The 16,907-nt window shown below is 73.3% G+C and carries 18 protein-coding genes and 1 pseudogene; 10 read left to right on the forward strand and 9 right to left on the reverse strand.

All coding sequences use genetic code 11. The annotated features are described in order from the left end of the window. Window positions 1–18: 18 nt before the first annotated feature. Window positions 19–180 (forward strand): annotated as a pseudogene (locus R2B67_RS16065) (alpha/beta hydrolase); the annotation flags it as partial. A gap of 202 nt (window positions 181–382) precedes the next feature. Here R2B67_RS16065 and R2B67_RS16070 read toward each other — a convergent pair. Continuing rightward, window positions 383–733 (reverse strand): winged helix-turn-helix transcriptional regulator, encoded by a 351-nt coding sequence (locus R2B67_RS16070; RefSeq protein ID WP_317818904.1) that lies wholly within the window; start codon window positions 731–733, stop codon window positions 383–385. 49 nt (window positions 734–782) lie between these two features. Here R2B67_RS16070 and R2B67_RS16075 point away from each other — a divergent pair, with 49 nt between their 5' ends. Together R2B67_RS16075 and R2B67_RS16080 are read left to right on the forward strand one after the other, a co-directional pair. After that, complete coding sequence (locus R2B67_RS16075; protein WP_317818908.1) at window positions 783–1,688, forward strand: NAD(P)-dependent oxidoreductase; 906 nt, start codon at window positions 783–785, stop codon at window positions 1,686–1,688. A 165-nt stretch (window positions 1,689–1,853) separates the two neighbouring features. After that, a complete protein-coding gene (locus R2B67_RS16080) occupies window positions 1,854–2,777 on the forward strand; it encodes an LLM class F420-dependent oxidoreductase (protein ID WP_317818914.1) in 924 nt (307 codons plus the stop codon). Between the two features lie 4 nt (window positions 2,778–2,781). Here the strand turns inward: R2B67_RS16080 and R2B67_RS16085 are convergent, their stop codons facing one another. Beyond that, window positions 2,782–3,846: a helix-turn-helix transcriptional regulator gene (locus tag R2B67_RS16085; RefSeq protein ID WP_317818925.1), complete on the reverse strand. Its 1,065-nt coding sequence runs from the start codon at window positions 3,844–3,846 to the stop codon at window positions 2,782–2,784. Window positions 3,847–3,951: 105 nt separating this feature from the next. On the opposite strand from R2B67_RS16085, the gene R2B67_RS16090 reads away from it, so the two are divergent. Further along, window positions 3,952–4,542: a DinB family protein gene (locus R2B67_RS16090; RefSeq protein WP_317818929.1), complete on the forward strand. Its 591-nt coding sequence runs from the start codon at window positions 3,952–3,954 to the stop codon at window positions 4,540–4,542. Between the two features lie 116 nt (window positions 4,543–4,658). Beyond that, complete coding sequence (locus R2B67_RS16095; RefSeq protein WP_317824877.1) at window positions 4,659–5,714, forward strand: winged helix DNA-binding domain-containing protein; 1,056 nt, start codon at window positions 4,659–4,661, stop codon at window positions 5,712–5,714. Between the two features lie 93 nt (window positions 5,715–5,807). Here R2B67_RS16095 and R2B67_RS16100 read toward each other — a convergent pair whose 3' ends face one another. Together R2B67_RS16100 and R2B67_RS16105 are read right to left on the reverse strand one after the other, a co-directional pair. Beyond that, the gene (locus R2B67_RS16100; protein WP_317818935.1) at window positions 5,808–6,791 is read right to left on the reverse strand and encodes a MarR family winged helix-turn-helix transcriptional regulator; all 984 of its coding nucleotides are present in this window, start codon (window positions 6,789–6,791) and stop codon (window positions 5,808–5,810) included. Between the two features lie 51 nt (window positions 6,792–6,842). Then, the gene (locus tag R2B67_RS16105; RefSeq protein WP_317818941.1) at window positions 6,843–7,337 is read right to left on the reverse strand and encodes a winged helix DNA-binding protein; all 495 of its coding nucleotides are present in this window, start codon (window positions 7,335–7,337) and stop codon (window positions 6,843–6,845) included. 166 nt (window positions 7,338–7,503) lie between these two features. Between R2B67_RS16105 and R2B67_RS16110 the strand changes: the two genes are divergently transcribed. Then, window positions 7,504–7,992, forward strand: coding sequence for a MarR family winged helix-turn-helix transcriptional regulator (locus R2B67_RS16110; protein WP_317818948.1), 489 nt, complete (start codon window positions 7,504–7,506; stop codon window positions 7,990–7,992). 138 nt (window positions 7,993–8,130) lie between these two features. Continuing rightward, window positions 8,131–9,729, forward strand: coding sequence for an MFS transporter (locus tag R2B67_RS16115; protein WP_317818950.1), 1,599 nt, complete (start codon window positions 8,131–8,133; stop codon window positions 9,727–9,729). A 24-nt stretch (window positions 9,730–9,753) separates the two neighbouring features. Here R2B67_RS16115 and R2B67_RS16120 read toward each other — a convergent pair whose 3' ends face one another. Then, window positions 9,754–10,491 (reverse strand): TetR/AcrR family transcriptional regulator, encoded by a 738-nt coding sequence (locus R2B67_RS16120; RefSeq protein WP_317824878.1) that lies wholly within the window; start codon window positions 10,489–10,491, stop codon window positions 9,754–9,756. Window positions 10,492–10,551: 60 nt separating this feature from the next. Further along, window positions 10,552–11,325 (reverse strand): TetR/AcrR family transcriptional regulator, encoded by a 774-nt coding sequence (locus R2B67_RS16125; RefSeq protein ID WP_317818952.1) that lies wholly within the window; start codon window positions 11,323–11,325, stop codon window positions 10,552–10,554. A 111-nt stretch (window positions 11,326–11,436) separates the two neighbouring features. Here R2B67_RS16125 and R2B67_RS16130 point away from each other — a divergent pair, with 111 nt between their 5' ends. Together R2B67_RS16130 and R2B67_RS16135 are read left to right on the forward strand one after the other, a co-directional pair. Next, window positions 11,437–12,474 (forward strand): ATP-binding cassette domain-containing protein, encoded by a 1,038-nt coding sequence (locus R2B67_RS16130; RefSeq protein WP_317818954.1) that lies wholly within the window; start codon window positions 11,437–11,439, stop codon window positions 12,472–12,474. Next, window positions 12,467–13,306 (forward strand): ABC transporter permease, encoded by an 840-nt coding sequence (locus tag R2B67_RS16135; RefSeq protein WP_317818956.1) that lies wholly within the window; start codon window positions 12,467–12,469, stop codon window positions 13,304–13,306. The genes R2B67_RS16130 and R2B67_RS16135 overlap by 8 nt, the downstream gene beginning before the upstream one ends. Window positions 13,307–13,323: 17 nt before the next feature. Here R2B67_RS16135 and R2B67_RS16140 read toward each other — a convergent pair whose 3' ends face one another. From R2B67_RS16140 to R2B67_RS16150, 3 genes are all read right to left on the reverse strand, one after another. Next, window positions 13,324–14,574 (reverse strand): GNAT family N-acetyltransferase, encoded by a 1,251-nt coding sequence (locus R2B67_RS16140; RefSeq protein ID WP_317818957.1) that lies wholly within the window; start codon window positions 14,572–14,574, stop codon window positions 13,324–13,326. Window positions 14,575–14,598: 24 nt separating this feature from the next. Next, a complete protein-coding gene (locus R2B67_RS16145; protein ID WP_018511108.1) occupies window positions 14,599–15,573 on the reverse strand; it encodes an asparaginase in 975 nt (324 codons plus the stop codon). Window positions 15,574–15,718: 145 nt separating this feature from the next. Beyond that, window positions 15,719–16,231 carry an RsiG family protein gene (locus R2B67_RS16150; protein WP_317824879.1) on the reverse strand — a complete coding sequence of 171 codons (513 nt, stop codon included), beginning with the start codon at window positions 16,229–16,231 and terminating at the stop codon, window positions 15,719–15,721. 223 nt (window positions 16,232–16,454) lie between these two features. Here R2B67_RS16150 and dtd point away from each other — a divergent pair, with 223 nt between their 5' ends. Next, window positions 16,455–16,904 (forward strand): D-aminoacyl-tRNA deacylase, encoded by a 450-nt coding sequence (dtd, locus tag R2B67_RS16155; protein ID WP_093691064.1) that lies wholly within the window; start codon window positions 16,455–16,457, stop codon window positions 16,902–16,904. Window positions 16,905–16,907 lie beyond the last annotated feature (3 nt).

The following is a 16,907-nucleotide window of genomic DNA, read 5'->3' on the forward strand; positions in this document are numbered from 1 at the left end:
TTGTTCTGAAGATCGTTCCTCGTCTCGCACAGCAGGGGCGGCGCCACGGCCACCGCTGTCGCCCATGCACGGCCCGAGCTGATCGACCGGATCGTCTACGTCTCCGCCTGGTGCCCCGTCGATCTGACCGTGGGCGACTACTACGCCGAGCCGGAGATGGCCGACGTCGACAGGGGGGCCCGTCGACGTCGAGAAAGAGCAGCGGACGCTGCCCGGTGCTGGTCACGGCCGCACGATAGCGGCCGAGGAGCGGGCAGCCCTTCCCGTAGCCACCTTTTTGTGGGTACTGGGCAACGGGCGGCGGCCGGACGATCCTGGTGGGGAGCGGTCGGAGAGGCGCCCGGCCCGAGGAGCGAAGGGCGGGGAGGGAAGGTGTGGTGCCTCAGGAGGCCGACTGGAGTTCGGTGAGTCTCGCCAGGCGGCGCCGGCCCCAGTCGGAGAGGGTGTCGAGGAGTTCGGCGAGTTCTCGGCCGTCCTCGGTCAGCGAGTACGTCGTCTTCAGCGGCCGGACGTCGTGCACCTCCCGGCGCACCAGCCCGTCGGCCTCCATCTCGCGCAGCGCCTGAGTCAGTACCTTCTCGCTGAGGCCGGGCAGTTCGCGGCGTAGCCCGCCCGGGCGTCGGGGGCCGGATTCCAGAAGCCAGATCAGGCCCGACTTCCACTTTCCGTCGACCACGGCGATCGCGGCGGTCACTCCGCACACGTTCGGGTCCTGGGCACGGCCGCGCGTCATCTTCGCTCCGTTCGTCAAGAGAACATCCATTATTTCAGGGAGTTGAGCCATGTCTCCGCAGAGTGAGCCACGTGAACAGTCCGCCGTCACCGTCACCGTCATCGGCCTGGGGCCGATGGGGCGGGCCCTCGCGGGTGCGTTCCTCGATGCCGGGCTGCGGACCACGGTCTGGAACCGGACTCCGGGGCGGGACCGGGAGCTGGTCGAGCGGGGTGCGGTCAGCGCCCCTTCGGCCGAGGAGGCCGTCGCCGCGAGCGCGTTGACCGTGGTCTGCGTCGTGAACTACGACGCGGTGGACGCGATCCTGCGGCGCGACGCGGTCGCCGGTGCGCTCAAGGGGCGCACCGTGGTCAACCTGACGGCCGACACCCCAGGCCGGGCCCGGTCCACGGCGGCGTGGGCAGCCGAGCACGGCGTCCGGTACCTGGACGGGGCGATCATGACGCCCACCGTGTCCATCGGGACCCCGGGCGCGGTCCTCATCTACAGCGGGCCCGAAGATCTCTACCGCGAACACCGTGCCGTCCTCGATGCGTTGGGCGGTACCCACACCCACCTCGGCGAGAAGATCTGCCGGGCGGCGGCCTACGACATCGCGCTGCTCGACATCTTCTGGACCGCGATGGCCGGGTTCAACCACGCCCTCGCCGTGGCGCGGGCGGAAGGCATCACCGCCCGGGAGCTGGCCCCCTTCGCCGCCGGGATCGGCGCCATCCTCCCGGCCATCTTCACGGAGGTCGCGGAGGAGGTCGACCAGGAGACGTTCTCCGCCGAGGGCACCCCGCTCACCTCGACGGCGTCGACCATGGCCCACGTCATCCACACCTCCGAGGCCCACGGCATCGACGCGGGTGTCATGCGCGCCGCCGAGGGCCTCGCCCGGCAGGCCATCGGGCTCGGGCACGGGGAGGAGGGCTTCCACCGGGTCGCCGAGCTGCTGGGGCGGCGGAGTTGAGTAAGCCCCTCCAGAGATAGATAAGTTGGTGCCGGGGTTTGGTGATGCGCTTGCGGTGTAGCCGGGTTGATGCCGGTGTGAGGCCGTGGATCCGTTCATACGAATGACAAGCAGTCTTCACACCCGTACGGAATGCCGGGCCCGCCGACGCCCGTTGGTATCCGTATGGCTATCGGAGTAGCACTCAACGCGCGCGACGCCGACAACGAGATCGACTCCACCGTGGAGCTGGCCCGCGAGGCGGCGGCCGCCGGGCTGCGGTCGGCGTGGTTCGGGCAGCGCTTCGGCGTGGACTCGCCCGCGCTCGCGGGGATCGTCGGGCGGGAGGTGCCCGGCCTCCAGGTAGGGACGTCCGCCATCCCCATCTTCGGCCGCCACCCCCTCCTCGTGTCCAGCCAGGCCCAGACCGCGCAGGCCGCCACCCACGGCCGCTACCACCTCGGGCTCGCCCTCGGCGCCCGGCACCTGGTCGAGGGCGGCTTCGGGATCCCCTTCGAGCGGCCCATCGCCCGGCTGCGTGAATTCCTCACCGCCCTCAGGCAGTTGACCGAGACCGGTGCCGCCGACTTCCACGGCGAGCTGCTCACCGCCACCACCCCGATCCCCGCGCGCGTCCCGGGCGCCGAGGCCGGGGTGCCGCTGCTCGTCGCCGCGATGGGGCCCCAGGCACTCCGCGTCAGCGGCGAGCTGGCCGACGGGATCCTGCCCTACCTGGCGGGGCCCCGCGCCCTGGCCGACCACATCGTCCCGGCCGTCAACGCGGCGGCCGAAGCGGCCGGGCGGCCCGCGCCCCGGATCGTCGCGCTGGTGAACGGCGTGGTGACCGACGACGTCGGCGCCGTACGGGACCGGGTCGCCGAGCAGCTCGCGTTCTACGAGAAGATCCCGTCCTACATCCGCGCCATCGAGCTCTCCGGCGGCAGGCAGGCCGTCGACGTGGCGGTGATCGGCGACGAGAAGGCGGTCGCCGCCGAGGTGCGGCGCTACCGGGACGCCGGGGCGACCGAGGTGGTCTTCGCGGGGACGGAGATCGCCGGGGACGCCGACCGGCGCCGCACCTGGGCGCTCCTCGGGGAGCTGGCCGGCTGACCCGTCACGGGTGACGGGGCGGCGCAGTCGCCGCCGCCGCGTACCGGGCCGCCAACTGCGCGAACGCAGAACGGAGTTCGGGCGGGCCGATCACCTCGATGTCGGCGTCGAACCTGCCGATCGCAGCGACCAGGCCGGGCCACGACCACGAACCCAGCACGAGACGGCAGCGGTCCGGGCCGAGCTCCTCGACGATCCCGTCGCGGGTGTGGCGCAGGACCTCGGCGGAGGGGAGGGAGAGGATCACCTCCCCTCGGCAGGGCCACCCGCCGACGCCGTCCCCGGTGGCGGTGGTGGTGCCCCGGAACCGGGCGGTGATGAAGTCCGCCACGCTCCCGCCGGGCAGCTCACGCGGGGTGAAGCGGGGGCCGGTCGGGGTGCGCGGGGCGATCCGGTCGGCGCGGAAGGTCCGCCAGTCACCGCGTTCGAGGTCCCAGGCGACGAGATACCAGCGCCGGCCCCAGGTGACGAGGTGATGCGGCTCCACCCGGCGGGGCGGGGGCGGCAGCGCACCACGGCCGCCCTCCCCCGCCGTCTCTGCCTCCACCTTCGCCTCCGGTCGTACCGGCCCGGGTGCGGACACCGGGCTGTAGTCGAAGCGCAGCACCTCGCGCGCGTGCACCGCGGCCCCGATCGTCATCAGCACCCCGCTGTCGACCTGAGGTCCCGGCCGGCTCTCCGGGCGGTCCACGGCGGTCACCCGGAGCGTGTCGACGCGGTGGCGCAGCCGGGCGGGCAGGACCTGGCGGACCGTGTTCAGCGCCCGGGCCGCCGCCTCCTCGATGCCCGCACCGGAGGCGGTCGCGATCTGCAGGGCGACCGCCAGGGCCACGGCCTGCTCGTCGTCGAAGAGGAGCGGCGGCAGCTCCGTACCCGCGTCGAGACGGTAGCCGCCGTCCGGGCCCTTCATCGCCGCGACCGGGTAGCCGAGCTCCCGCAGCCGGTCCACATCGCGGCGTACGGTACGCGGACTGACGTCCAGCCGTTCGGCCAGCAGCGCCCCGGGCCAGTCCCGGCGCGCCTGGAGCAGGGAGAGCAGCGACAGCAGCCGCGCTGAAGTTTTCGGCATGACATCCATGGTGCACGGAGTAGCGGACACAACCTGACCGCTTCTCTTGGGATGGTGGACCTGTTCCGGAAAACGCGACACCGCGAGAACGAAACGGAAGGCCCGATGACCATGACCTCCTCCCCGTCCCCCACCCCCTCCCCCTCCCTCGACGGCGAGCGCACCGACCTCCTCGCCGAGCTGGCCGAGGCCCGGTCCGCACTGATCCGTGCGGCGCAGGGGCTCAGCGACCAGCAGATCGCCGAGCGGCCGACCGTCAGCGCGCTCTGCCTGGGCGGGCTGATCAAGCACGTCGCCTCCACCGAGGAGGGCTGGCTGAACTTCGTGGTCGAGGGCCCCTCCGCGATGGCCTTCGACCTGCCCGAGGGCGTGACCTGGGAGGACTTCGCGGCCGGGACCGCCACCGCCTACCCGCAGTGGGCCATCGACCGCCAGAACGACTTCCAGGTGCTGCCCGGTGAGACCCTGGCCGGCATCCTCGCCCGGTACGAGGAGGTCGCCGCCCGCACCGAGAAGGTCGTCGCCGACCTCCCGGACCTGTCCGTCACGCACCCGCTGCCCGACGTGCCGTGGAACGAGCCCGGAGCCGTACGCAGCGCCCGCCGCGTGCTGATCCACGTCATCGCCGAGACCACCCAGCACGCCGGGCACGCGGACATCCTGCGCGAGGCGATCGACGGGCAGACCGCCACGTGACCCGCACGCCCAACACCCGTACGCCCAGCAGCCGTACGCCCGCCAGTCGTGGCGGCGCGAGCCGTGGGCCCGTTCTCGATGTCCGCGCGCTCAACCGGGCCACCCTGGCACGGCAGTTGCTGCTCGACCGGGCCGACCTACCGCCCCTCGACGCCGTCGCGCACCTCTGCGGGTTGCAGGCCCAGGAGCCGCAGGAGCCGTTCACCGGGCTCTGGTCGCGGCTGCGCGGGTTCCGGCCGGGGGCGCTGGACGACCTGTTGACCGGGCGGCACGTCGTACGCACCCACCTCATGCGCCGCACCGTGCACCTCGTCACCGCCGAGGACGTCCTCGCCTGGCGGGCCCGGCACAACGCCATGCTGCGGCAGCGCGTGCTCGGCGTCTACCGCCGCGAGCTCGCCGGGGTCGACCTCGACGAACTCGCCGCGGCGGGGCGGGCGGTGCTGGCCGACGGCGAGCCGCGCTCGATGGCCCAGCTCGCCCGCGCGGTCGCCGACCGCTGGCCGGAGCCGGGGACGCGGCCGCTCGGCGAGATGCTCGTCGCCGGTGTCCTGGCGATGGTGCAGCTGCCGCCGCGCGGGGTCTGGCGGACGAAGGCGGGGGTGCGCAACGCGCTGGTCTCGTCCTGGCTGGGGCGCGAGATCGACCCGCTGCCCACGGACGACGGCTCGGACCCGGTGGGGCAGGAGTTGGTACGCCGCTACCTCGCCGCGTACGGGCCCGCCGCCACCGCCGACGTACGCGCCTGGTCCGGCCTCGCCGGGCTGCCGGGGGCGGTCGCCGCCCTGCGCGGGGAGCTGGTCACCTTCCGCGACGAGCGCGGCCGGGAGCTGCTGGACCTGCCCGACGCGCCGCGCCCGGACCCCGAAACCCCGGCGCCCGTACGGTTCCTGCCGGCCTTCGACAACGCCATCCTCGGCTACGACGACCGCACCCGGATCATCGACGACGCCGACCGGGGCCTCTCGGTCGCCGGTGCCCGGGTCGTCCTGGTCGACGGCCGGGTCTCCGCGACCTGGGACGTGGAGGCGGACACGAGTGCCGTCGTGGTCGCACCGCTGCGGAGGCTCTCCCGCGCCGAGCGGGACGAAGTCGGTGAAGAGGGGCGGCAGTTGGCGGGCTTCCTCTCCGACGGGGAGAGCCGGCGGGTACGGATCGCCTCGTCGGCGTGAGGAGGCGCGAGTGAGGCCGTCCGGCCCTCAGTCCTCAGCCCTCACTCCTCAGTCGCGCCTCGCGCCTCGGGCGCAAGGTGAGCAGCCCGGTCCTCAGTCGCGCCTCGCGGTTGCGGTCGCGGTCGCCTCGGCGGCCCCCGGGTGCGCCGGTTCGAGGAGCCGGCCCAGCAGGGCGCGCAGTTCGTCCTCGCCGCCGGGACCGAGCAGCTCCGCTGTCTCCGCCGCCAGCAGGCCCACGGCCTCCGCGACCCTCCTCAGCTGGGTGTGCCCGAGCTCGGTGAGCTCCAGGGCGTGCCGGCGCCGGTCGTGCGGGTCGCGCCCCCGGTGGACCATCCCGCCCGCGACGAGCTCGTCCACCAGCTGGGAGGTCGCGGGTCCTGAGATGGCCAGCTCCTGGGCGAGGCGCTGCTGCGGGCAGGGGCCGGAGGTGGCGAGGAGGGAGAGCGGGCCGTAGTGGCGGACCCGCAGGCCGGTACCGGCCAGCTTCTCGTCGCCCAGCCTGCGCAGCCGGTGGTGGGCCTGCGCCACCAGGTGTCCGGTGCCCTGCACGAGATCCTGGGCGCCCGGGGGGAGCAGCCGCGCGAGCAGGGTGTTGAGGCGGGGTACCTGCTCGGGGGTGAGGGCGGCGGTGAGCCGCGCGTCCCGCTCGGCGACCGCGCGGCGGCCGGCCGCCACGGCGGAGCGGCCCTCGTCGGTCAGGGAGAGGATGTACTGGCGGCGGTTGTCCGGGTTACGGGTGCGGCGCACCTGGCCGCGCCCCTCCAGACGGTCGACGACACCGACCATGAGGGTCCGGTTGATACCGAGGCGTTCGGCCAGGTCCAGCTGGGAGGCCCAGTCGCCCCCCGTGAGGGCGTCGAGGACGAGGAACTCCCGGGAGCCGTCCTCCGGGCCGTCCGAGCAGGCGGCGAACTGGGCGAACACCCGGCGCAGGAGATAGCCGACGAAGCCGGTGAGCGCTTCCGGCAGCGCGCCGGGGACCTCGGCCGTCTCCTCAGCCTGGGTCTGGGTCTGGGGCTCGGTCTCCCCGTGGGGGCCCCGCGTCCCGCCGCCGGGTTCGACTCGCACGATCGTCATCTCCCCTTCGGAACCGGGAGGCCGATTCTACGGGGGGACAGGCCCGGTGGATCAGGCGGTCAGGGCCGCGAGCTCCGCGTCGGCACGCGCGGTGACCAGTGCGAGGACGCGGCCGGCGGCGGCCAGATCCTCCGCCGGAATCCCGCCCCAGACGCGGGCGGAGATGGGGGCGGTCTCGGCGGCGACGGCTGCGAAGAGCTCGCGCCCCGCCTCCGTGGGGCGAAGGTGCTCACCGTCGGCGACGAGCAGCTCCTTCGCCAGGAGCTCATCGAGTACGGCGCGGAGACCGGCCGGATCCGCCTTGAGGGACCCCTGGACCTGGGCGACGAGTTCGTCCGGCGTCTGCGGGGCGTCGGCGTTGATGGCGGCGCGCAGGGCGATCTGCTGCGCGAACGTGGCACCGTGCCGGGCCAGGACGTACTCCAGGACGCCACGGGCGGCGTAGTGGGCCAGGCCGAGTTCACGGGCGGTGGCCGCAGGTGCGGGTGCGGGCACAGGTGCGGGCGCGGCGGTTGATGCGGCGTTGGCGGATCCGGTGGTGGTCATGGTGGTCTCCCTCTCCCAGCACACGTCCGGACGGCAGCACGCGACCGGCTCAAGGGAAATCTATCGTCAACCTGCTTAACCATCAAGACAATAACCATCAACATGCCAAGCATAGTCATCCATTTGCGGATGATCCATCACGGATCGAACCGTTACGCTGGCTGCCATGACCGCCATGGCGACCGCCCGCACCGCACCCGACCTGTCCTTCCTCCTGGACCACACGAGCCACGTCCTGCGCACCCGGATGTCGGCCGCACTCGGCGAGATCGGGCTGACCGCCCGGATGCACTGCGTGCTGGTCCACGCCCTGGAGGAGGAGCGCACCCAGATTCAGCTCGCCGAGATCGGCGACATGGACAAGACCACGATGGTGGTGACGGTGGACGCCCTGGAGAGCGCCGGGCTCGCCGAGCGCCGCCCCTCCAGCCGGGACCGGCGGGCCCGGATCATCTCGGTCACCGAGAAGGGCGCGGCACTTGCCGGGCGGAGCCAGGAGATCGTCGACCGGGTCCACGAGGAGGCCCTGGCATCGCTGCCCGCGCGCGACCGCGAGGCGCTGCTCCGGGCGCTGACCTCCCTGGCCGGGGGGCATTTGGCCACGCCCGTGGAGAGCGCCGGGCCGGTCCGTCGGGCGCGCCAGTCCAAGAAGTAGCGGCGGGGAGAAGCCGGGACCACGGAAGAAGCAACCGCGGAAGAAGGCGACCGAAGAAAGAAGGACCGAAAGAAATAGTCCGCAACAAAACCATCTGCTACGGTCACTCCTGTCGCATCGACCGACAGGAGAAGGCCCATGCCCAGCACCGTGCCGCACACCCCCTCCAGCCCCGGAGCACTCAGCCCTCCGTCGCCTCAACTCACCTCCCGCGCAAGGCTGTCGGCCCTCGGAGTGATCGCCACGAGCATGCTGATGATCGTGCTCGACGGCTCGATCGTGACCGTCGCGATGCCGGCGATCCAGGACGACCTCGGCTTCACACCCGCCGGGCTCAGCTGGGTGGTCAACGCCTACCTGATCGCCTTCGGCAGCCTGCTCCTGCTCGCCGGGCGCCTCGGCGACCTGGTCGGCCGTAAGCCGGTGTTCCTGTCCGGGATCGGCCTCTTCACCGCGGCCTCACTGGTGGCCGGGGTGGCCGGTTCGCCCGCCGTGCTGATCGCCGCCCGGTTCGCGCAGGGCGTCGGCAGCGCGATGAGCGCCGCCGTGGCCCTCGGCATCCTGGTCACCCTGTTCACCGAGCCGGCCGAACGCGCCCGCGCCATCGCCGTGTTCTCCTTCACGGGCGCGGCCGGGGCCTCGATCGGCCAGGTCCTCGGCGGCGTCCTCACCGACGCCCTGAGCTGGCACTGGATCTTCTTCATCAACCTGCCGATCGGCCTCGCCGTCCTGCTGGTCGCCGTGCGTGTGCTGCCCGCCGACCGGGGCCAGGGGCTCGCCGCCGGAGCGGACGTGGCGGGCGCCCTGCTCGTCACCGCCGGTCTGATGCTCGGGATCTCCACCGTCGTCGGGGTGGAGACGTACGGGTGGACCTCGGCGCGCACGCTGGGCCTCGGCGCGCTCGCGCTCGCCCTGCTGGCCGGGTTCGTCCTGCGCCAGGCCACCGCCCGGACCCCGCTGATGCCGCTGCGCATCCTGCGCTCGCGCAACGTGTCCGGGGCCAACGTGGTCCAGATGCTGATGGTGGCCGCGCTGTTCTCGTTCCAGGTCATCGTCGCCCTGCACCTGCAGAAGGTCCTCGGTTACGGGGCCGCCGCGACCGGTCTCGCGATGCTTCCGGCCGCCGTCGTCATCGGAGCCGTATCGCTCGGCCTCTCGGCCCGGCTCGTCGCCCGCTTCGGTGAGCGGGTCGTCCTGCTGACCGGGATCGGGCTGCTGATCGCGGCCCTCGGCCTCCTCGCCCGGGTGCCGGTGCGGGCGGAGTACGTGACCGACCTGCTGCCGGTGATGCTGCTGGCCTCCGGGTTCGGGCTCGCGCTCCCGGCGCTGACCTCGCTCGGCATGTCGGGCGCGGGCGAGGACGATGCCGGACTTGCCTCAGGGCTCTTCAACACCACCCAGCAGATCGGCATGGCGCTCGGCGTCGCCGTCCTGACCACCCTCGCCGCCGGGCGGACCGAGGCGCTCACCGCCGCCGGCCACCCCTCCGCCGAGGCGCTGACGGGCGGCTACCGGCTGGCGTTCACCGTCGGCGCGGCGCTCCTCGTCGCGGCCTTCGCCGTCGCGTTCCTGGTGCTGCGCCGAAAGCCGGCCGACGCACAGGGCCCGACCGACGCACAGGGCCAGGGCGCCACGCAGGACCCGGCCGACGCGCAGGACCCGGCTGCCACGCAGGGCTCGGACGCCGCGCAGGGCCCGGACGCCACGCAGAACCCGGTCGACGCGGCAGCCACGTAACCCGGCCACCCCGCGACGCGACGGCTACGGGATGCCCCGCCCCTCCGCCTCCAGCCCCCTCCGCAGCTGGACGAACGCCTCCTCGGCCGCCTGCACCGCCCCCGCGTACACCGCGTCCGCGCTCTCCCCCGCGTCGATCCGGCGCCAGTTCTCCTCGGCCAGGATGCGCAGGACGGCGACCACCTGCCCGGCCGCGAGCCGCGCGGGCACCCCGTCGCCGAGGGCGCGGGCGAGGGCGGCCTCGGAGCGGCCCTGGTAGGCGTAGAGGCGGGCCACCAGCGACGGGGTCCCGTACAACAGCCGGTGGAACGCCAGCACTTGGGGCGCGTCGCAGAGGCCGGTCACCGGGTCGCGGCGGTCGAGTCCGGCCAGGAAGTGGCGGCGCAGCGCGTCCAGCGGGCTCTCGCCGGGTTCCCGGCCGCCGACCACCCGGGCCGCCTCGTCCTCGTGGTCGGCGAACCGGTGCAGCGCGAGGTCCTCCTTGGCGGGGAAGTACCGGAACAGCGTCGGCTTGGAGATGTCCGCCGCGGCCGCCACCTCCGCCACGGAGACCTTGTCGAAGCCGCGCTCCAGGAACATCGCGATCGCGGCGTCGGAGATCGCCCGGTACGTCAGCTGCTTCTTCCGCTCCCGCAGGCTGACCCGGGGCGGGGCCGCCGGTTCCCCCTGCCCCGACTCCTGCCCCCGCGCCCCTTCTCCCACCGCCCCGGCGACGCTTCCGCTTCCGTTCCCGCCGCCGGCCTTCTCTCCGCTCATGACCATGAAGCGTACGCCCTTGACCTCGGCCGGACTTGATGCCGTGAGCACGACAGCACGACCCCGTCAGCCCTCTGCGGCCGTGCTCCGGATCAGAGCCTCGACCCCGTCCAGCAGGGTCGCCAGACCGAAGGTGAACTCGTAGTCGGGGTCGTCCGGTTCACTCATCACGCCGGAGTCCAGCAGCCGGTGGATCGCGGGGTGGCGCGCCGGGTCGACCAGCCGCCGCAGGGTGCGCTCATGGCCCGCGACCACCTCCTCGGGGGAGACGCCGCGCGCGGTGACGGCGGCGGCGAGGTCGCTCATCAACAGCGCCTCGCTCCGTACGAAGTTGGAGATCAGCAGGATCACCGAGATCTTGTCGCCCTCACTCAGCCCGCTGCCCTCCAGCGCCTGGAGCCCCTGCTCCCACCAGGCGAGCGAGTTGGGGGTGGCGGGCGGGCCGCCGATCGGGATGCGGAGCACCCAGAGGTTGGCGAGGAACTGCGCGCGCTGCCCGGCCGCCCACTCGGTGAGCGCCTCGCGCCAGCCCGCCCCGGCCGCCAGGGCGGCGAGCGGGTCCGGCGGCCCGATGGCCGCCTCCTGCATCAGGACGTAGAGCTCGTCCTTGGCGGAGACGTACCGGTAGAGCGACATCGTGGAGGCGCCGACCTCCTTGGCGACCCGGCCCATCGACACGGCGGAGATCCCCTCGGACGCGGCCACGGCCACCGCCGCGGCGACGATGCGCTCCAGGCTCAGGCCGGGTTTCGGGCCCTTGACCGGGCGCTCCCGCAGCCCCCAGGCGGCCTCGATGGAGGGTGGGAGGTCGCCACCGCCCGCACTGCTCTTCTCCGCCATCGCATCCCCTTGCCCGCGTTCCGTGCCCCCGTGCGCCTTGACCCCATCCTAGAGATGCGTAATGCTTACGCAATAACGCGTATGCCATACGCAGAAGGGGGCCGCGCAGCCATGCCCAGTCCGAGCACGCAGGAGACACCGCCGTACGCCATCGAGGCGCACGGCCTCACCAAGTCCTACGGAAACCATGGAAGGCAGGGAAGGCAGGGAAAGCCGGGGAAGTCGGGAAAGCCGGGAAGTCAGGGACAACGCGGTAAGCCCGCCGTACGCGTTCTGGACCACCTCGACCTCCACGTCGCCCACGGCAGCGTCTTCGCCCTGCTCGGCCCCAACGGAGCGGGCAAGACCACCGCCGTCCGCATCCTCGCCACGCTCACCACCGCCGACTCGGGCACCGCCCGCGTCGCCGGGTACGACGTGGTCACCGACCGGAGCGCGGTGCGCCGGGCGATCAGCCTCACCGGCCAGTTCGCCGCCGTCGACGAGACCCAGACCGGCGAGGAGAACCTGCGGATGATGGCCCGGCTCACCGGGCTCTCCCGCCCCGCCGCCCGCCGCCGGGCCGAGGAGCTGCTGGAGCGCTTCCGCCTCACCGACGCCGCCCGGCGGCCCGCCCGTACGTACTCCGGGGGCATGCGCCGCCGCCTGGACCTGGCCGCCGGGCTCACCGGCTCACCGGAGCCCGGCGTCTTCTTCCTGGACGAGCCGACGACCGGCCTCGACCCGCGCAGCCGCCAGGAGCTGTGGGAGGTGGTCCGGGGGCTGGCCGAGCGCGGGGCGAGCGTCCTGCTCACCACGCAGTACCTGGAGGAGGCCGACCGCCTCGCCGACCGGATCGCCCTGCTGGACAAGGGGAGCATCGCCGCCGAGGGCAGCGCCGCCGACCTCAAGGGCCGGGTCGCCGGACACCGCCTCGACCTGGTCCTCACCAGCCGGGATGCCTACCTCCGGCTCACCGGGCGGGCCGTCCACCACTCCCCCGAGACGCTGACCGTCGGCCTGCCCACGGACGGCAGCGCCGCCCACGTCCGCGCCCTGCTCGACGAGATCGACCCGGCGGGCACCGAGATCGACCGCTTCACCCTGCACAGCGCGACCCTCGACGACGTCTTCCTGGCCCTCACCTCGGAGGTACCCGCCCATGCCTGAGACCGCCGTCCCCCTGACCCCCCTGACCCCCCGGTCCCCCCGGGCCCCCCTGGTCCCCCTGGGGAGAGCACCGGGGCCCCTCACCCACGCGACCGTCATGGCGGGCCGGAGTCTGCGCGTCAGCCTCCGCAACTCCGACGCCCTGATCATGTCGCTGGCCCTGCCGATCATGCTGATGCTGATCTTCGTCTACTTCTTCGGCGGCGCGATCGAGACCGGGGCGGGCTACGACTCGTACGTCATGTACGTCGTCCCGGGCGTCCTGCTCCTGTGCGCCGGGTTCGGCGCCGCGACCACCGCCACCGCCGTCAGCGAGGACATGAAGGGCGGCATCATCGACCGCTTCCGCTCTCTGGACGTGGGCGGTACGCCGGTCCTCGCCGGCCATGTGGCGGCGAGCACCGTCCGCAACCTCTTCGCCACCGTCCTGGTCTTCGGCGTCGCCCTGCTGATCGGCTTCCGCCCCGCGGCCTCCTGGAGCGGCTGGCTCCTGGTCGCCACCGTGCTGATCGCCTACATCGTGGCGCTGTCCTGGATCTCGGCGGCGATCGGGCTGCTGGCCCGCTCCCCGGAGGCGGCGAGCGGGTTCACCTTCTTCATGTCGTTCCTGCCCTACCCGAGCAGCGCGTTCGCCCCGATCGAGAAGATGCCCGACTGGCTGCACGGCTTCGCCGAGAACCAGCCGATCACCCCGGCCATCGAGTCCCTGCGCGGGCTCCTGCTCGGCCAGGAGGTCGGCAACGCGCCCTGGATCGCGCTCGCCTGGGCCGGGGGGATGCTGGCGGTGGCGATCGCCGCGTCAGGGGTGCTGTTCCGGATCAGAACACGCTGACCGGCGACACGAAGGGCTCAGAAGATGTCCGGGCACCAAGGGCGCCGCCCCGTACGGAAGACGGCGTCCGCCGTGCTCGCCGCCCCGGTCCGCAGCTCCTCGGCCCGCCCCAGGTCCACCAGCCGCCGCGCCGACTCGTCGCCCAGATACAGGGCCGCCAACTCCCCGGCGCCCAGCGCCAGATCGGCGCTCCGGGTGGTCGGGGTGCAGCGCGCCCCGTCGGGCGAGACATCGAGCAGGAAGCGCCCCTCGGCCACGCCCCCGCCGTCCCGGACGTCGAGCACGAGCGACGCCTCACGCTCGTAACCACGCGCCTCCAGCGCGCGCTCCACGTCCAGCAGCCGCAGCCAGAGCCAGTCCGCGTGCGAGACCGTCCTGGCGGCCCGGGGGTCAGGGAGCAGCAAGGGGAGCAGGTCGTCGGGGGCCCGGTAGCCGGAGCGGACGGTGGTGACCCAGTCGACCGAGCAGAGGAAGAGCCAGAGCGCCCGCTCGGCCGCCGGGTTCAGCGCGACCAGATCCCGTACGGTCGCGGTGTTAAGGGGCTGCTTGGCGTCGCCCCACTTGTCGTCGGTGCCGTAGACCATCAGGCCGTCGACCTCACCGTCCGCGTCGCGGTGGATGACGTAGAACGGTTCGGTCCACTTCTCGTGGGCCGGGAGGGTGACCGCGCCCGTGTGCCGCTTCCACCAGCGCTCGCTGCGGCTGACGACACCGGGCCGCAGCGCCGCGAGCCGGGTGTGCAGCTCGGGGCCGTACTTGCGGATGTCGGCGCCGTCCACCATCTCGATCCGGCCGCCGTCCGCCGGCTGCCCCGACCGGCGCGGGTCGAGTCCGGCGCGGTGGACGGAGACCTCCCACTCGGTGGTCCAGGTGGCGGGGCCGAAGCCGAACCGCCCGTAGATCGGATACTCGGCGGCGATCAGCGTGGCGACCACCTCGCCGCGCTCCCTGGCCGCCGCCAGGTCCGTGGCCATCATCCGGCTCAGCAGCCCGCGCCGGCGGTGCGTCGGCGCCACCGTCACCCCGCTGATCGCGTCGGCCGCAACGGTGGCGCCGCCCACCACGGTGAGCCGCTGGGCGAACGAGCGGAACGTCGCCACGCACCGCCCGGCCTCGAACGCGCCCTGGATGCGGGAGAGATCGGTGTCCGCCAGCCGCTCGGCGACGTCGTCCTCACTCGGTGAACCGGCCGTCAGGAAACCGTTCTGCACCGCCCGCAGCCAGTCGGGGTAGTCGGACGCGGTGACGGTACGGACATCGAGGCTCATCCCCCCACGCTAGGCAGGCGCGCCTCAGAATGTCGCGCGAATTTCCCCGACCTCCGCCGCCCCGCCGAGCAGCGGCGAACGCCCGATCCGGGCGACCACCGGGGCGTCCACGCCGAGCAGTTCCAGGGCGCGGGCCAGGACCGGGCCGAGTGCCCGGGTGGCCCCGTCGTCGATCTTGAAGGCGAGGGCCCGCCCGTCGGCGAGCGCGACCGCCTGCACGGCCTCGGCGCCCATCTTGGAGAGCGTCCCGGGGACCTCGCTCATCAGCCAGGTGTCGGGGCGCCGGGTGCCCGCGACGTACTCCGGGTGGGCGCGCATGGCGTCCGCGACCCGGCGCTCGGCGCTGCCCGGCTCCGCCAGCACGAAGGACCGGAAGGCGCGGGCCAGACCGGTCAGCCCGATCGCCATCAGCGGGGCCCCGCAGCCGTCGGTGCCGAGCGAGGCGACCGGCTCGCCCGCCGCCTCGGCCACGACCTGGCCGACGAGGAGCTGGAGCGGGTGGGCGGGGTCGAGGTAGCTCGCGGTGTCCCAGCCGTTGCGGACACAGACGGCGAGCATGGCGGCGTGCTTGCCGGAGCAGTTCATGGTGATCCGCTCGCGTACGTTCCCGGCGGCGAGGTAGGCCTCGGCGGCGACCGGGTCCAGCGGCAGGTCGGGCGGGGTCTGGAGGTCGTCGGTGCTCAGCCCGTGCTCGGCGAGCATCTTCCGTACGAGGTCGAGGTGGAACGGCTCCCCGGAGTGGCTCGCGGCGGCCAGTGCCAGCCGCTCCCCCGACAGCTCCAGGCCCGCCCGGAGGATCGCGGCGGCCTGCATCGGCTTGTTGGAGGACCGGGGGAAGACCGGGGCGGCCGGGTCGCCGAGCGCGTGACTCACGCTCCCGTCGGCGGCGAGCAGGACCAGCGAACCGCGGTGGTGGCCCTCGGTGAACCCGGACCGCACGACCTCGGCCAGCACGGGCGGGGCGGGGGCTATCGCGGCAGGGGCGTCGGTGGACGTCATGGTGGCCTTCCGGAGACGGTCGGTACGTTCCGTACGGACCGGAGACGGTCGGTACGGTCGGTACACACGGGTGTGCGGGGACCCGGCGCCCGGAAGGATCGGCCGGACGGGCGGGGTGCGGGACCCGCCGTCCGGAAGGGTCGCTTCAGGCGAGCAGGTCGTCCACTTGGGCTTCCCCGTCACGGTACCTGCGGGCGATCTCCGCGCTGCAATCGTCGGTCGTGCGCTGGAGCTCGTGCCGGCGCCGGGAGACCTGCTGCTCGTAGCGGACCAGGCGGCCCATCGCGTCGTGCAGCTCCTCGTCCGTCCGGGCGGCCAGGTCCGAGAGCTCGACCTCCGCCAGGTTCTCGGCGGCGAGCCGCCGGAACTCGTCCCCGCGCGGCGTCGTCAGCGTGACGTGCCGGGCGGAGGTGCGGTGCCGGGACGGGGCGTCGGTCAGGATCTCCGAGAGCCGGTCCACCACCGGGGCCTCCGGCACCGGCGCCTGCGGGTCCCGCCTGCGGGCGAGCTCGGCGCGGAGGATGTCGATCCGGCCTTGGACCAGCCGGCGTACGTAACTGAGATCGGCCTCGTCCCGCTGCGCGTCCCGGCGCAGCGTCCGCAGCTCCGGCAGCCGCAGCCCGCCGACCCCGGCCTCGCCGCCGCCCTGCTCCGGCACGGACGCGCGCCCGGGCAGCAAGGGCCGTACGGATGGGTGCAGGGTGCTGGTCCTCGTACGGGCGCCCGGTACGGGCCCGGGAGATTGTCCGGCTCCATAGGTACTCATGCTGTTCCGTCCCCTCGACCGGTGCGTCGGCACACCGACATCGTGCATCGTGCCACCCTGCGAGGTGCCCCCGCCCACACTCTGTACCCGTTCAGCCCAAGATAGGTTGGTCTGTATGCGTGCAGTGGTACAGCGAGTGGACGGCGCGAGCGTCTCGGTGGCCGGGACGGGCGACGACCCGTCCGCGACCGGGGTGGTCGGCGAGATCATCGGCGAAGGCCTGTGTGTACTGGTCGGAGTCACCCATGGGGACACCCCGGAGAAGGCGGCCCAGCTGGCCCGCAAGCTCTGGTCCGTCCGCATCCTGGAGGGCGAGAAGTCCTGTTCGGATGTGAATGCCCCCCTCCTGGTGATTTCGCAGTTCACTCTCTACGGGGACGCCCGCAAGGGCCGCCGCCCCACCTGGAACGCCGCGGCGCCCGGCGAGGTCGCCGAGCCGCTGGTTGACGAGGTGGTGGCGCAGCTGCGGGCGCTGGGCGCGGAGGTGGCGACGGGCCGGTTCGGAGCGGACATGCGGGTCTCGCTCACGAACCACGGCCCGTTCACGGTGATCATCGAGGTGTGAAAC

This window comes from Streptomyces cyaneofuscatus, from assembly GCF_033109485.1.
In the GTDB taxonomy this organism is placed as follows: domain Bacteria; phylum Actinomycetota; class Actinomycetes; order Streptomycetales; family Streptomycetaceae; genus Streptomyces; species Streptomyces cyaneofuscatus.

Coding starts and splice junctions, on each gene's coding strand:
- R2B67_RS16125 (WP_317818952.1), bottom strand. CDS start 11,325: ATGGCGGAGAAGAGCAGTGCGGGCGGTGGCGACCTCCCACCCTCCATC.
- R2B67_RS16135 (WP_317818956.1), top strand. CDS start 12,467: ATGCCTGAGACCGCCGTCCCCCTGACCCCCCTGACCCCCCGGTCCCCC.
- R2B67_RS16145 (WP_018511108.1), bottom strand. CDS start 15,573: ATGACGTCCACCGACGCCCCTGCCGCGATAGCCCCCGCCCCGCCCGTG.
- R2B67_RS16120 (WP_317824878.1), bottom strand. CDS start 10,491: ATGGTCATGAGCGGAGAGAAGGCCGGCGGCGGGAACGGAAGCGGAAGC.
- R2B67_RS16085 (WP_317818925.1), bottom strand. CDS start 3,846: ATGCCGAAAACTTCAGCGCGGCTGCTGTCGCTGCTCTCCCTGCTCCAG.
- R2B67_RS16110 (WP_317818948.1), top strand. CDS start 7,504: ATGACCGCCATGGCGACCGCCCGCACCGCACCCGACCTGTCCTTCCTC.
- R2B67_RS16070 (WP_317818904.1), bottom strand. CDS start 733: ATGACGCGCGGCCGTGCCCAGGACCCGAACGTGTGCGGAGTGACCGCC.
- dtd (WP_093691064.1), top strand. CDS start 16,455: ATGCGTGCAGTGGTACAGCGAGTGGACGGCGCGAGCGTCTCGGTGGCC.
- R2B67_RS16090 (WP_317818929.1), top strand. CDS start 3,952: ATGACCATGACCTCCTCCCCGTCCCCCACCCCCTCCCCCTCCCTCGAC.
- R2B67_RS16075 (WP_317818908.1), top strand. CDS start 783: ATGTCTCCGCAGAGTGAGCCACGTGAACAGTCCGCCGTCACCGTCACC.
- R2B67_RS16100 (WP_317818935.1), bottom strand. CDS start 6,791: ATGACGATCGTGCGAGTCGAACCCGGCGGCGGGACGCGGGGCCCCCAC.
- R2B67_RS16130 (WP_317818954.1), top strand. CDS start 11,437: ATGCCCAGTCCGAGCACGCAGGAGACACCGCCGTACGCCATCGAGGCG.
- R2B67_RS16080 (WP_317818914.1), top strand. CDS start 1,854: ATGGCTATCGGAGTAGCACTCAACGCGCGCGACGCCGACAACGAGATC.
- R2B67_RS16140 (WP_317818957.1), bottom strand. CDS start 14,574: ATGAGCCTCGATGTCCGTACCGTCACCGCGTCCGACTACCCCGACTGG.
- R2B67_RS16105 (WP_317818941.1), bottom strand. CDS start 7,337: ATGACCACCACCGGATCCGCCAACGCCGCATCAACCGCCGCGCCCGCA.
- R2B67_RS16115 (WP_317818950.1), top strand. CDS start 8,131: ATGCCCAGCACCGTGCCGCACACCCCCTCCAGCCCCGGAGCACTCAGC.